Genomic DNA, 14028 nt, shown 5'->3' with positions numbered 1-14028 from the left:
GCGGACCCGTGGACCGGGCATGCGACCGCCGTGCGGGCGCATGCCCTGGTCTGTGGTGCGGGCGGGGTGCGACCGAACCTGTGCATGATCACGGCGAGGGTTTGTGCAGGTGGGGGAGCGCGGGGCCGAATCTGTGCATGATCACGGCGAGGGTTTGTGCAGGTGGGGGTGTGTGCGGCTGAACCTGTGCATGATCACGGGGAAGGGGTGGGGCCGGACCTGTGCATGATCACACCCAAGGCGGGGCGGGTCAGTCGGATTCGCCGAGGCCGATGGAGAAGGCGGCCTCCAGGTCGTGGCGCGAGTAGGTCCGGAACGCGATGTGCGTCTCGGTGTGGCTCACGCCGGGAACCTTGTTGACCCGGCCGGGGATCACTTCGGCGATCTCCTCGTACCGCTCGACCCGGACCATGGCCAGCAGGTCGAACTCGCCGGTGATCGAATAGACCTCGCTGACGCCCTCGATCTCGGCGATGGTCTGGGCGACCTCGGGGATCCGGTGGACATCGGCCTTGATGTGCACGATCGCGGTGACCATTGGGGTCTCTCCTGCTTTGTGGCGAGTACGGCTGTGCCCACGACCCTAGCGTCATCGCAGGGGCCTGCCCTCACGCGGCTGCCGCGGATGCAGCCCCTGGTAGGCGCGCTCGATGCGGTCGCGCAGCCGGCCGGCGCCGTACGCGGGGACGCTCCAGGTGCCGTCGACCTGGACCAGTCTGACTCCGGGGGAGTCGAGCCAGCGCAGGACGCACTCGGTCTCCTCGGCGCTGGCCGCCGGGGTCGGCCCTGGCCCGGGGACGACCGTCTCCGCGGTGGCCACCAGCGCGTCCACGTAGGGCGTGGGATGGGCGCCACGGGGCATCACCCCGGCGGCGGCGAGCCTGCCGTACCGGATCACATGGATGTCCCAGCCGCCGTCGAAGGCCGGGCTCGCCGCCACCATCTGGGAGACGGCCGTGAGTGATCTCAGCCGCTGCATGCGAGCCGCAGTCCTGATGTAGGACGCGAGGCGGTCCCTGTCGACCGCGGCCTCCTCGTACCGCTGCTCGGTGGACAGGCGGCGCATGCGGTCCTCCAGCGCCGAGAACACCGCCTCGGAGTCGTGCTCCATGGCGCGCTTGGCCCCGCGGACGTGCCGCGCGTAGGCCTCCTCGCTCTCGCGGCCCTCACACGGGGCCCCGCACCGGCCGAGCTCGGCGAGCGTGCAGGCGCTCCGCAGGGCCCGAGCAGAGAGCCGCTCTGTGCACTGGCGCAGCGGCAGCGCCTCGTGCATGGCCGTCCTGGCGTCGTCGGCGGCACGGCTGCTGCCGAAGGGCCCCAGGTAGGTGGCGCCGTCGTCCTTGACCTCCCGGACGATGCTGAGCCTGGGGAACGGCTCGTTGGTGAGCTTGAGCCACACCACGCGCTCGGGGAACCGGGATCTCTTGTTGTAGCGGGGCTTGGTGGAGCCGATCATCCTGAGCTCGCGGATCTCGGCCTCGAGGCCGGTGGCGCACACGATGGTCCTGACCCGCTCGGCGATGCCGACCATCTCGCGGATCCGGGAGCGCGTCTCGCTCGCCGTGAAGTAGCTGCGGACACGGTTGCGCAGGTTGGAGCTCTTGCCGATGTAGAGGGCCTCGCCGCGCGAATCTTCGAAGACGTAGACGCCCGGCGCGCTGGGGACCCCCTCGGCGAGGTGGCGCTTTCTCTGCTGCTCGGGCGTGGGCGTCCGGGCGAAGCTCCGCAGCTCCTCCAGCGTGTGGACGCCGAGTGAGCCGACCCTGGCGATGAGGCCGTGCAGGACGTCGACGGTGGCCTTGGCGTCGGCGAGGGCACGGTGACACGGCTCGGTGGCGCTGCGGAACAGCCTGGCCAGCGTACCCAGCTTGCAGTTGGGCGTCTCGTCGCGGGTCAGCACGCGCCGTGCGAGGTCGGCGGTGTCGACGACCGGGTTGGCGGGCGGCGGGTATCCGCCCGCGGCGCAGGCGGCGCGGATGAACGACATGTCGAAGGGCGCGTTGTGGGCGACCAGCGTCGCGCCCCTGACGAACTCCAGGAAGCTCGGCAGGACCTGCGAGAACGGCGGAGCCGCCATGACCATGGCGTCGGTGATGCCGGTGAGCACCGAGATGAACGGGGGGATCGGGCCGCCGGGGTCGACGAGGGTCGCGAACTCGCCCAGCACCTCGCCGCCGCGGACCTTCACCGCGCCGATCTCGGTGATCGCATGCTCGGCCGCCGATCCGCCCGTGGTCTCCAGGTCGAAGACCACGAAGGTGACCTCTCGCAGGGGAGTGCCGAGCTCGTCCAGGGTGCCCTGTACCGCGTCCACGGCCATGACCTTAGGGAGTCCGACCGACAATCGGCGTGATCTCCCCGCTCTGGCGGGTGGGCCGACCCGCTGACCAGATATCGCTGGATTTCAGTTTTCGGCTGGGGATCGAGTGTTTCCAGATGGATCGGACGGCACGGCGCAGGAGGTCAGGGGGAGGCGGGCTTTGATCGCCGACTCGGACAGGGGTCTGCCAGCCGTACCCTTGACGAAAGGACAAGTACAAGGAGCGACAGGATGAGTTCAGCCGGAGAGGGCCTGTCTCGTCCGTTGCCCGAGCAGGTCCGGTTACAGGTGGTGGAACTCGCCGCCCAGGTGCTCGGATCCATGTCCGCGGCCACGGTGCCGGGGCCGCTGCGCGGGATCGCCAAGTTCGACCCCCGCAAACGCGCCCGGCTCGGCAGCGCCCCGATCGCCGCACAGCTGGAGACCGACAAGGAGTTCCGCGAGCTGGTCGCCGAGACCGTGCAGGAGGCCTGGCCCGAGCTGGTCGCCGCCCTCGCGGAGGGCTCGGCGCCACCGGCCGCCGAGCCGGTGATGGTGGCGGCCGCGGCCTATCTGACGCGCCCGCCGGGATGGCCCGATCTGGTCGAGACGGCGCGGGCCGACATCGAGCACGCGGCGGCCGCCGGGTCCCAGCGCGAGCAGGCGGAGGTGCGGCTGCGCGAGCAGCTCGCGGCGCAGCGGGCGACGGCCAAGGAGGAGATCGAGCGGGTCCGCGAGCAGCTCAGGTCCGCACGGGGGGAGATCGCGGAGCTGCGGCGCAAGCTGCACGACGCCCGGGAGCGGGTCAGGGCCGCCGAGGCCAGGTCGGCCGAGCTGCAGGCGGAGACGTCCGAGGCGACGAGCAGGGCCGCCAGCACGAGCGGGGCGGCGGAGACCGAGCTGCGGAAGCTGAAGGAGCGTCTCGCGGAGGCGGAGAGCCAGATCGAGGAGGGCCGCCGCGCGGCGCGCGAGGGCCGCAGCATCGAGGACACCCGCATCCGCGTGCTCATGGACGCCCTGCAGGACGCGGCCGCCGGCCTGCGCAAGGAACTCGCCCTGCCCACCTCGATCACCCGGCCGGCCGACTACGTCAGCGGGGTCAAGCCGGGGGAGCCGGGGGTGGGCGCGATGCCCGCCAGGGCGCTGGCCAGCGACGATCCCCAGCTGCTCGACCAGTTGCTGGCGATACCCAACCTGCATCTGATCATCGACGGCTACAACGTGACCAAGACGGGGTATCCGTCGCTCACCCTGGCCGACCAGCGGTCCCGGATCCTCACCGGGCTCGGCGGTCTCGCCGTCCAGGCTCGCGTCGAGGTGACGTGCGTCTTCGACGGCGCTGAGCTGAACGGTCCCGTCCACGTCTCCGCGCCTCGTGGCGTCCGGGTGATGTTCAGCGCGCCAGGGGAGATCGCCGATGATCTCATCCGGCGCCTGGTGCGCGCGGAGCCGCCCGGGAGGGCGATCGCGGTCGTGTCGTCCGACCGAGAGGTGGCCGAGTCCGTCCGGCGCATGGGGGCCCGGCCCGTGCCGTCGACCCTTCTGTTGCGCCGCCTCGGCCGGGCCTGATCGAGGCCTGATCGAGGCCTGATCGAGGGCCTGATCGAGGGCCTCGGAGAGGGTCCCGTGCGTTGGACCGTGCCGCTGATCACCCTTCGAATGGCTTGTGTCGCATTCTGTGACGATTGCCGTGAATAGCTGCGAATAGGTTGAAGCTCCAAGATCGCCCCAGTAGAGTCGCGCCCGCTGGTTAGGGTCGATCCCGAGGGAGCCTCGATGCGAGGGCGTGTACCGGTGGCCACTGGCTTGGCCGCCGCGGTTCTGCTGCTGCCGATGACGAGCGCACAGGCGGATCCGAAACCCACGATCGCCGAGGCTCAGGCCAAGCTGAAGAAGCTGAACTCGCAGGCCGACAAGATCGTTGACGACTACAACGCCGCCAACGAGAAGTACAAGAAGGCCAAGAAGAAGTACGACAGCGTCAACGACGACTACCAGAAGCAGTACCACCAGGTCGACGCGCTCAGGCAGTCCGTGGTGTCCATCGCCGTGAACACCTACCAGACCGGCGACGTGGCGCTGATGGGAGGCGTCTTCTACGGCTCCGACCCGGAGTCGGCGCTCAGCGGCATGGCCGCGCTCGACCAGCTCTCGCAGGGGCGGGCCCAGCAGCTCGCCGAGTACGAGGCCGCGATCAAGGGGCTCAAGGACAAGCGGGACGCGCAGAAGTCGGCCTTCGACGACGCGGCCAAGACCAAGTCCGACCTGTCGAAGAAGAAGGCGGACGCGGAGAAGCTCGTCAAGGAGCAGAAGTCGCTGCTCGTCAAGCTCGGCGCCTACAACGCGGGCAACCCCAACAGCGCCGGCATCACCTACACCGGCTCGGCGTCGGGCAACGCGTTGACCGCACTTCAGTTCGCTTACAAGCAGGTCGGCAAGCCGTACCGGTACGGCGGCACCGGCCCGGGTTCGTGGGACTGCTCGGGCCTCACTCAGGCGGCCTGGGCGGCCGCCGGGGTGAGCCTTCCGCGCACCACCTACGAGCAGTGGTCGTGGGGGGCGAACCGCCGGGTGTCGCTCAGCAAGCTCCAGCCCGGCGACCTGCTCTTCCACCCGGGCATCGGGCACGTCGGCATCTACGCGGGCGACGGCAAGGTCGTCCACGCCCCCCAGACGGGTGATGTCGTGAAGGTCGTCAGCCTGTCCGGCTACGGCAGCATCGCCGGCGCGGTCCGCCCCTGACCTCCCCTCGCCCCCATGTGGTGTGATCATGCACAGGTTCGCGTGCGCGGCCGCTGAGCCGCGCCTCCGCTGCTCGTGATCATGCACAGGTTCGGGCACGCGGCCGGTGAGCTGCGCTTCCGTTGTCCGTGATCATGCACGGATTCGGGCGTGACGCCCGGAGCCAGGGCGTTTCCTCTTCGTGATCATGCATCGACCCGCCCTCAGCTGGCGGGAAGCGGCCTGTGCACGCCGGATCGGGAACGCGAGAGCGCGCTGAGGGCGTCCTCGGAGCCGTCCGGCCTTCCTTGCTGTGCCGTGGCATTCGGGTCGCCCTGCGCCGCCTGAGTCGCGCGCACACCGCCTGCCGTGCGTTCGCGGCCGTCCGTGTGCCGTATCCCGTCCCCGCCGTGTGCCGGGCCGATACGCCGCCGGCGTCTGCCGTGCGGGCCCGTGTTACGGCCATGCATGCCGTATCGGCATGTATGCCGTTCGGTTATGCATGCCGCCTGGGCGTGATGACCCATCCGCTCTGGGGGTGGGGCGTGCCGACCGACCCTGCATCGGGTCCTCCAACGCCCATCGAAGATCACATACTGGTGTGGCAGATGTTACTGATGTGACGTCGTTCAGCATTTGTTTTGTTAAGTGTGAGCAGAGTCACATTTAGCGTAGATATCCATTAGATATCCAGCAGTTTTGCATTCGTGATCAGCAAAGGACGATCTACATTTTCATGTGTTGATTTTGCCGAAATGTGCGATCAATGGATAGCTTCTGGCGTCGCGACGAGCACGCCATGCGCGTCGCCGGGGTCGGTCAGCCGATTCCGGAACAACCATCCATGCGTCGCCGTCGCCATCGACTCGATCACGCCTGGGCCCTGTGAGGCCCGCAGGCGGCGGTGACCTGCCGAGTCCGTGCAGTCAGGAGGCACGGAGCCGGGGACCCATTCGACCTTCTCTGAGGGTCCGGGGTGAATCGGCGCCAAGTGCGCCGTAGGGCGACTTCCCCGCCCGAATCCGTCAGCTAACCCGGTAGGCGCAAGTGGAAGACCGTAGGAGAGATCCTGTCCAGCACTCCCGTAAGTCTGTCCCGTCGTGCCCTCGTCTCCCTCGGGGGCGTGGCGCTGACAGCCTCCGTCGGAGCCTTCTCCGCACAACCGGCGTCGGCCCAGACGGTGACGGCCGCGAAGGCGGCCACGGCGACGGTGGCGACGACCGCCACCACCACCAAGACCGTCGCGAAGGTCGTCAAGAAGAAGAAGCTGAGCAAGGCCGCCCTGCAGCAGGCCAAGGCGAGGCGAGCCATCTCGACCGCGAAGAAGCACATCGGCGACCCGTACCGCTGGGGAGCCACGGGCCCGCACGCGTTCGACTGCTCCGGTCTGGTCAAGTACGCCTGGCGCAAGGCCGGCGTGAAACTGCCGCGGACGACCTACTCCCAGAAGAAGGCCGTCAAGAAGAAGGTGAAGTGGGGTCACTTCAAGATCGGTGACCTGATCTTCACCAGCGGCGGCGGCCACGTCGGCATGTACGTCGGACACGGCAAGATGATCCACTCGCCGCACTCCGGTTCGCGGGTCCGGATCGACAAGCTGAACTCCTACCGCAAGCGGACGTTCGTGGGAGCGGTTCGGCCGGGTCTGTAGACCCGTAGGTCCCAAGAAAGACGACCTCTTCTCAGTGGAGATGCCCGCGACTTGTCCTCTGGACATCTCCACTGAGAAAGGGGACCGGTTCTGAGAGAGGCCGTCACCGCGCTCAAGCTCACGCTGGACAGCTTCGCAACAGCCCTTCCCGCACTCCCCGAGCGGGTCCGAACCGGAGTCTGGGGCTGCGGGTCACCGAGGCCGGTGGCCCTTTCTTTTACGGCCGGCCGGCACGGCCCGGCGACCGGAGCCGGTCTGCGCGGGTTTCTGTGCCTGCCGCTGTGCCGGCTTCTCCGGTTTCTCCGCAGGGGAGCCAGGGGTACGGCCCCGCGAGCTGTTCACTGTCCGGCCGCGGACGATGCCGATGAAATCTTCCACCAGGTCAGTGGTCGCGTCCTTGGGCCAGGTCAGCGCGACCTGGGACTGCGGCGCGTCCGGCACCGGCCGGTAAGTGAGATCCCTGCGGTGGTGGAGGCGTGCCAGCGACTGCGGAACCAGGAGAATCCCGGCGCCGCCCGCCACCAGTTCGACCGCGTCCGCCGTTGTCGCCGGGCGGGTGAACGCGGGCAGCCCGGGCCGGGCCGTCCACTCGATGGTGTCGTCCAGAGGATGGAACACCTCGTCGTCGACGAGGTCGGCGACGGCCACCTCATCGACGGCGGCCGCCGCATGGTCCTTGGGCACCACGACGACCGTGGTCTCCATGTAGAGAGGAATCACGCTGAGCCCGTCCCGGTCGACCGGCAGCCTGACGAATCCGGCGTCGGCCCCGCCGTTCCGCAGGAGTTCCACCACCTCGGCCGCGGGAACCGCGACGAGGGTAAGCGGCACGCCGGGCATCCTTTCGGTCCAGACGTTGACCCATTTCGCGGGTGTCACCCCGGGCACGTACGCCAGCCGAAACACCCTGCCGGTCTCTCCATCAGTCACTTCCTCAGGGTAGCGACGTCAGGGGAACCCGTTCCGACTGACTACTCTTGGCCCCATGAGCTCGCCCAAACCGAAGACCGTCCAGACGATGAAGCCCGCGACGGCGGCCAAGAAGCTGGGTGTCCTCCTCTCGGCCACTCCCGCCGAGTTCCAGGAGGGTGTCGTCTCCAGGGACGAGCTGAACGAGCTGCAGTCGACGCCGCCCGCCTGGCTCGCCGACCTGCGTCGCAACGGCCCGCACCCCAAGCAGGTCATCGCCGCGAAGCTCAGGGTCTCCATTTCCGGCCTGATCAGAAGCGGGATCACCGGACCGCTGACCACTGCTGAGATCGAGGCGCTGAAAGCGGAGAACCCGGCGTGGCTGGAGCGCGAGCGGTCCGTCCACGCCGAGGCCCGCAAGGAAGCGCTCCGCCTCAAGCAGACCCCGGACAACTGAGGGCCTGCGCGTCTGCGAGCCCAGATGCGTCTCCAGCCTGCCGCCACCGCGTCGCCGAGTGAGAGCAGATCATCGGCTTGCGGACACGCTGAGGAGACCCTCAACCCGTTTGCGCCGCGTCCGGGTCAGATGAACAGCCGCTCGACGCTGGCCCAGGAAGCATCGACGGTCTCCGGCGGGGCCGTGCCGACGCCCAGGTCCTTGAAGCCGGCGGAGGTCGAGACGCAGACCACCGGGCCGTCGAACCTCTGCCCGAGCCGGCGGTACCCGGCCAGCCCGGCGGCGCTCGACAGCTCCGCCCACAGGCCCTGCCCGGCCAGCCTGCGCTGGGCCTCGTCGAGTTCCTCGTCGGTGACGGTCAGGGCCGCGCCGCCGCTCTCGCGCAGCGCCACGACACCACGGTAGCCGCTCAGGGCCGCGCCGATGGCGTAGGCGCGGGAGCCCGGCGTGTACTCGATCTTCGCCGCGGCGATGCCCTCGGCGAAGGCCCGCGACAGGGGTGCGTTGATCGCCGACTCGCACGAGTACAGTCGCGGCGCGCCCTCGGCCAGCCCGAGGTCGCGCAGCTCGCGGAAGCCCTTCCACAGGCCGTAGAGCAGTTCGGCGTAGCCGGTCGGGACGAAGACCGCCGCCGGAGTGCGGCCGAGCTGGTCGTGGAGCTCGTAGGCGAGGCTCTTGTAGCCCTCGGGCCCGAACGGGTGGCCGGTGTGGGTGACCGTCAGGTTGCTCACCGGGTGGTAGCCCAGGCGCTCCACGATCTGCCGCATCAGCGGCCAGCGCCCCTCCGACGGCACGGACAGCACCTTCGCCCCGTAGGCACGCAGGAAGTCCTGCACCGCGGGCGGGGACTCCGCCGAGGCCAGCACGAGCGCGTCCAGCCCCGCGCGGGCCGCGTAGGCCGCCGCGGACGCGCCGTGGTTGCCGGAGGAGGACACCACGATGCCCGGCGCGCCCGCGCCCACGGCGGCGCTCACTGTCACGCGGTTCAGGCGGTCCTTGTGCGACCAGGTCGGATTGCGCGACTCGTCCTTGACGAACACTCCGTCCAGCTCCACCAGCGGTGTGCCGCCCTCGCCCAGGGTCGGGGCGTGCAGGGGCGGCAGCAGTTCCTGCCACCGTGCGATGTCCGGCCCCGACCGCACATCGCGGAATTCGCGCGAAAGATCGGCATAGGAGTAGTCCACCTCAAGGGGAAAGGCGAGCTCGTCGGTGCTCGTCACGGGGCACCCGGAGGTCAGCGGCGGCCACAAAGGAAAGGTCGGCGCCGCGTCCCCGAGAGAACGTTGCGCGATGGCAAGCGATGTCATGAGGGCCGAGGCTATGCGACGCCACCGACAAGGGGCCGAGATCTCCATTGAGAATGCTGTCGGGGTGCTGAAGGGCGTAGGGTCCGATGAGTTCTCGATGCGGGAGGGGTCTACACCGTCATGACTACGCAGATGCTCAAGACTCCCGAAGTCGACCTCGCCTACGACGTCCACGGCCCGCTGCCGACCGCCGACGGACGCCCGCCGCTCCTCATGATCGGCCAGCCCATGGACGCCGGCGGCTTCGGCGCGTTGGCGTCGCACTTCCCCGACCGCACGGTGGTCACCTACGACCCGCGCGGCCTCGGCCGCAGCATCCGCAAGGACGGCCGGGCCGACCATGCGCCCCAGATCCAGGCCGCCGACGTGCACGCCCTCATCGAGGCGCTCGGCGCGGGCCCGGTCGAGATGTTCGGGAGCAGCGGCGGTGCGGTGACCGCGCTCGCCCTGGTGGCGGCCTACCCCGATGACGTGACCACCCTGGTGGCGCACGAGCCGCCGCTCATTCCGGTACTTCCCGACGCCGAGGCCGCCGAGCGCGTCCGGGCCGGCGTCCGGGATGCGTACGAGGCCAAGGGCTGGGGCGCCGGCATGGCGGCCTTCATCACGATGACGTCGTGGCGGGGCGAGTTCACCGACGACTACTTCGCCCAGCCCGCGCCGGATCCCGCCGTGTTCGGTATGCCGACCGACGATGACGGCTCCCGTGACGATCCGCTGCTCTCCGACCGGTCCTGGGCGGTCAGCAGCCACCGTCCCGACATAGAAGCGCTCACCGCGGCGCCGACGCGGGTCGTGATCGCGGTGGGCGAGGAGTCCCTGGACGTTTTCACCGGACGCACCTCGGTGGCCACGGCCGAGCTGCTCGGCCAGAAGGCCACGGTCTTCCCCAGCCACCACGGCGGCTTCCTCGGCGGCGAGTACGGGTATGCCGGGCAGCCTGAGGCCTTCGCCCGCCGGCTGCGTGAGGTCCTCGACGCCGCCGGCTGATGTCGCCCCCTCATCGTGGCTGACTCCTAAAGGGCCGGCCACGGCGCGGGACGGGGGCGAGCAGCCGGGAAACCGCCCCGCCGGCGTGACTTGATCACTGCCGTTGGTACCTTTCCCATGGCGTCGTCTGAGTCCCTGAGGAGTACCCATGCGTTACCGGCTTTTCGGCCAGACCGGCCTGCGTGTGTCCGAACTGTTCCTCGGGGCGATGACCTTCGGCGAACAGGGCGGTGTGGGCGCTCCTCTTGACGAATGCCGGCGCATCCTGGACGCCTATGCCGACGCCGGCGGCAACGTCGTCGACACCGCGATCAACTACCGCGGTGGCGCCAGTGAGGAGTTCCTCGGTGAACTGCTGCACGGGCGCAGGGACCGGTTCGTACTGGCCACCAAGTACACCGTCTCCCGCGACGGCACCGACCCCAACGCCGCCGGCAACCACCGCAAGAACCTGACGTCGTCGCTGGAGACGAGCCTGCGCCGGTTGGGCACCGACTACGTCGACATCTACTGGGTGCACCTGTGGGACCGGCACACCCCGATCGAGGAGACGATGCGGGCTCTGGACGACGCCGTCCGCGGGGGGAAGGTCCTCTACGTCGGGATCTCCGACGCCCCGGCCTGGATCGTCTCCCGCGCCAACACCCTGGCCGAGTGGCGCGGCTGGACGCCGTTCGCCGGTCTCCAGGTGCCCTACAGCCTGCTCAACCGGGACATCGAGAACGAACTGCTGCCCATGGCCGAATCCTTCGGCATGACCGTCGCCGCCTGGAGCCCTCTGGGCGGAGGCGTCCTGTCGGGCAAGTACACCAGCGGCGCGAACGACGCCCCCAGCCGCCTCGACCCCGGTCAGATCAGTGAGCATGATCTCAACGTCGCCAAGACGGTCCAGGCGGTGGCCGACGAACTGGGTGTCACTTCATCGCAGGTCGCCCTCGCCTGGGTCAGGTCGCGCTCCCGTGCCGTTCACCCCATCATCGGTGCCCGCGCCGTCGAGCAGCTGGCCGACAACCTCGGTACGCTCGGCGTCGATCTGCCGGACGAGGCCGCCCGCCGGCTTGAGGACGCGACCGGGTTCAGCCCCACGTTCCCGTCGTCCTTCATCGCGCAGACCTCACCCTGGGTGTTCGGCGATGCCTCCCGGCGCGTCGACGGCCGCCCCTGACACCCGGGCGCACGACGCAGGCCGGGTGGTCGCCTGGGTATCGCTCATCGATCCTCGTCAACCGCTGATCGCGCGGTCCGCTCGACGGCGTCCTGGTCGGATGTCGCAGCCCAGCTCGCCAGCAGGGCGAGCCGCTCGGCACTCGGCGAGCCCGGCTCGGCGAAATACGTCAGGAGCGTCAACCCCGGGTCGGACGACAGCTCTATCGTCTCGTAGTCGAGCTCGAGCGCTCCGACGGTGGGATGGTTGACGTGCTTGCGGCCGGTGCGGTGACTTTCGACGTTGTACGACGCCCACCGCGTGCTGAATTCCCGGCTCTGAGCCGACAGCTCCCCGATGAGATTCGACAGGCCGCGGTCGCCGGGGTTTCGCCCGAGGTGCCCGCGCATGATCGCGATGAGCTGATCGGCGCTTGTTCCCCAATCCGAGTAGAAATCGCGCGAGCGGGGGTCGAGAAAGACGAACCGGGCGTTGTTGCCGCGCGCGATGTCGCCGGCAAGGAGTTCACTGTAGAAGGCGCGACCGAGGCGGTTCGTGGCGAGTAGATCCGTCCGCTCGTTGTGGACCGAGGCGGGCGACCCGACGAAGGCCTCGAGAATGCGCTGGATGCCGGGTCGTACGCGCTGCACCGTATCGCGCGGGCTCGCCTTTCTCGCCCCCCTCGCGGCGCGGGCGAGATTGAAGAGATGCGCGGCTTCCGCTTCGTCGAGCTGCAGCGCCTCGGCGATGGCGCCGAGCACGTCGGCGGACACACCGGCGATCGCCCCGCGCTCGATGCGCCTGTAGTACTCGACGCTCACGCCGGCGATGACGGCGACCTCCTCGCGGCGCAGGCCCGACACACGACGGTTCCCGACTCTGCTGAACCCCGCCTGTTCGGGTGAGACCTTCGCGCGGCGCGTACGCAGGAACTGACTGATCTCCTGCCGACGATCCATGCCCACCAGGCTATGTCGGCGACGGCGGACATGAGGGGCCCTGCCAGGGCACCTAACAGCCAGGACTCCCTACGACGCGCGTTCTCCCCGCCCAATGGAGAAAGCAGCTGGCCAGCTGGACGCGACAGGAGATCGGGCCCACCGGAGGTCGCCGCGTGGGACGTGGGGACCCCCTCGCCGGGCTCGATTCCGAGATCGATTTCTACATGGGCGCCCGTCGGGCGCCGGAAGGGGCCTGAGTGCCATCATGAGCAACCTCACCGAACAGATCCGTAAGGTCGAGCTGGGCACCGGCGGCCCTCTCGTCGGCGTACAGGGCTTCGGTGCCATGGGCATCAGCGCAGGCTATGGACAGACGGACGCCGCGGCCGCCCGCGACACCCTGGCGGCCGCCGTCGAGGCGGGCGTCACCCTCATCGACACCGCCGACGCGTACGGCCACGGTGCCAATGAGGAGTTCCTCGTGCCGTTCGTCGCCGCGCACCGCGACGAGATCACTCTGGCCACCAAGTTCGGCTTCGAGAGCCGTGCCGACGGCACGGGCTACATGGGCATCCGCAACGATCCCGCGTACATCAAAGGGGCCGTCGAGGCGAGCCTGCGCCGCCTGAACGTCGACGTCATCGACGTCTACTACATGCACCGCAGAGACCCCGGCGTACCGTTCGCCGAATCCGTCGGCGCCATGGCCGAGCTGGTGCGCGAAGGCAAGATCAAGCACCTCGGCCTGAGCGAGGTCACCGGAGCCGAGCTGCGCGAGGCGCACGCCGTGCACCCGATCACCGCCGTGCAGTCGGAGTGGTCGCTCATCAGCCGTGAGGTCGAGCGCAGCGTGGTCGGCGCCGCCGCCGAGCTCGGGGTCGCCTTCGTGCCGTACTCGCCGCTCGGGCGGGCCTTTCTGGCCGGTGCCTTCACGGACGCGAGCAAGGATTTCACCGGCGGCGACTTCCGGCGGTCGGTACCGCGCCTGTCCGGCGACAACGCCAGGGCGAACGCGGTTCTTCTGGAGCCCGTGCGTAAGATCGCGGCGGACCACGGCGCCACCATGGGGCAGATCGCCCTGGCCTGGGTGCAGCAGCGGGCCGAATCGCACGGCCTGACAGTGGTGCCGATCCCCGGGACCCGCAGGCGCAGCCGCCTCCTGGAGAACGCCGCGGCCACCCGGATCGTGCTGACCGCGGACGAGCTGGCACTGCTGGAGCCGATCGCAGGCGAAGTGGTGGGCGCCCGGTACTCGGATATGTCGGACACTTCCGAAGCTCGGGAGGTCTAGACGTTTGACGCGTCGATCCTGCCGGTGCGCGACGACCGCCCGTCTCCTGGGCGGTCGTCCCGCCGTACGACCGGTGACCGGAACTCTGTGACCCGAACCGCCCCATATGTAACACTCGAAAATGATCACGAGGAAAGGTGGTATCCGATGAAGTCCCGTGGCTTCACGGCCCGGCTCCTCGCCGGTGCGGCGACGGCAGTGACCATCATCGTGCTCGGCCTCACGGCAGCAGCCCCCGCGGCCACCGCGGAGGCCGGCCATGGCGGTCCGGTCATGCACACCGATGGCAACATCATGGGCAGCTAGCCCCGCCCGGGC

General features: G+C 69.4%; 13 protein-coding genes and 1 riboswitch. Of the genes, 8 read left to right on the top strand and 5 right to left on the bottom strand.

Annotation, left to right across the window (positions count from 1 at the left end; translation table 11 throughout):
• Positions 1 to 250: 250 nt before the first annotated feature.
• Complete coding sequence (locus tag Pka01_RS01475) at positions 251 to 538, bottom strand: Lrp/AsnC family transcriptional regulator (RefSeq protein ID WP_203880670.1); 288 nt, start codon at positions 536 to 538, stop codon at positions 251 to 253.
• A gap of 51 nt (positions 539 to 589) precedes the next feature.
• Entirely contained in the window at positions 590 to 2320 is a 1731-nt protein-coding gene (locus Pka01_RS01470) for a DEDD exonuclease domain-containing protein (protein WP_203880669.1), read from the bottom strand.
• Between the two features lie 231 nt (positions 2321 to 2551).
• On the opposite strand from Pka01_RS01470, the gene Pka01_RS01465 reads away from it, so the two are divergent.
• The 3 genes from Pka01_RS01465 to Pka01_RS01455 all read left to right on the top strand — a co-directional run bounded on the left by Pka01_RS01465 (position 2552) and on the right by Pka01_RS01455 (position 6671).
• On the top strand, positions 2552 to 3868 hold the full coding sequence (locus Pka01_RS01465; RefSeq protein WP_203880668.1) for an NYN domain-containing protein: 1317 nt from the start codon (positions 2552 to 2554) through the stop codon (positions 3866 to 3868).
• A 207-nt stretch (positions 3869 to 4075) separates the two neighbouring features.
• Positions 4076 to 5041, top strand: a complete 966-nt coding sequence (locus tag Pka01_RS01460) for a C40 family peptidase (protein WP_203880667.1) — start codon at positions 4076 to 4078, stop codon at positions 5039 to 5041.
• Positions 5042 to 5920: 879 nt separating this feature from the next.
• Positions 5921 to 6079, top strand: a riboswitch (cyclic di-AMP (ydaO/yuaA leader).
• Positions 6080 to 6143: 64 nt separating this feature from the next.
• Positions 6144 to 6671: a C40 family peptidase gene (locus Pka01_RS01455; RefSeq protein ID WP_239114626.1), complete on the top strand. Its 528-nt coding sequence runs from the start codon at positions 6144 to 6146 to the stop codon at positions 6669 to 6671.
• A gap of 192 nt (positions 6672 to 6863) precedes the next feature.
• On the opposite strand, the gene Pka01_RS01450 is transcribed toward Pka01_RS01455, so the two are convergent.
• Positions 6864 to 7601: a LysR substrate-binding domain-containing protein gene (locus Pka01_RS01450; protein WP_239114625.1), complete on the bottom strand. Its 738-nt coding sequence runs from the start codon at positions 7599 to 7601 to the stop codon at positions 6864 to 6866.
• Between the two features lie 55 nt (positions 7602 to 7656).
• Here Pka01_RS01450 and Pka01_RS01445 point away from each other — a divergent pair, with 55 nt between their 5' ends.
• A complete protein-coding gene (locus Pka01_RS01445) occupies positions 7657 to 8037 on the top strand; it encodes a DUF5997 family protein (protein WP_203880666.1) in 381 nt (126 codons plus the stop codon).
• 125 nt (positions 8038 to 8162) lie between these two features.
• Here the strand turns inward: Pka01_RS01445 and Pka01_RS01440 are convergent, their stop codons facing one another.
• Positions 8163 to 9344, bottom strand: a complete 1182-nt coding sequence (locus Pka01_RS01440) for a threonine synthase (protein ID WP_239114624.1) — start codon at positions 9342 to 9344, stop codon at positions 8163 to 8165.
• Positions 9345 to 9464: 120 nt separating this feature from the next.
• On the opposite strand from Pka01_RS01440, the gene Pka01_RS01435 reads away from it, so the two are divergent.
• Positions 9465 to 10334, top strand: a complete 870-nt coding sequence (locus Pka01_RS01435; RefSeq protein WP_203880664.1) for an alpha/beta fold hydrolase — start codon at positions 9465 to 9467, stop codon at positions 10332 to 10334.
• Between the two features lie 148 nt (positions 10335 to 10482).
• Positions 10483 to 11499 carry an aldo/keto reductase gene (locus Pka01_RS01430; protein ID WP_203880663.1) on the top strand — a complete coding sequence of 339 codons (1017 nt, stop codon included), beginning with the start codon at positions 10483 to 10485 and terminating at the stop codon, positions 11497 to 11499.
• Between the two features lie 44 nt (positions 11500 to 11543).
• Here Pka01_RS01430 and Pka01_RS01425 read toward each other — a convergent pair whose 3' ends face one another.
• A complete protein-coding gene (locus Pka01_RS01425; protein ID WP_203880662.1) occupies positions 11544 to 12437 on the bottom strand; it encodes a helix-turn-helix transcriptional regulator in 894 nt (297 codons plus the stop codon).
• Between the two features lie 247 nt (positions 12438 to 12684).
• Here Pka01_RS01425 and Pka01_RS01420 point away from each other — a divergent pair, with 247 nt between their 5' ends.
• Both Pka01_RS01420 and Pka01_RS01415 read left to right on the top strand, forming a co-directional pair.
• Complete coding sequence (locus tag Pka01_RS01420; protein WP_203880661.1) at positions 12685 to 13710, top strand: aldo/keto reductase; 1026 nt, start codon at positions 12685 to 12687, stop codon at positions 13708 to 13710.
• Between the two features lie 147 nt (positions 13711 to 13857).
• Entirely contained in the window at positions 13858 to 14016 is a 159-nt protein-coding gene (locus Pka01_RS01415; protein WP_203880660.1) for a hypothetical protein, read from the top strand.
• Positions 14017 to 14028 lie beyond the last annotated feature (12 nt).

This window comes from Planotetraspora kaengkrachanensis, assembly GCF_016862895.1.
In the GTDB taxonomy this organism is placed as follows: domain Bacteria; phylum Actinomycetota; class Actinomycetes; order Streptosporangiales; family Streptosporangiaceae; genus Planotetraspora; species Planotetraspora kaengkrachanensis.
This window is presented reverse-complemented; position numbering and strand designations above follow the sequence as displayed.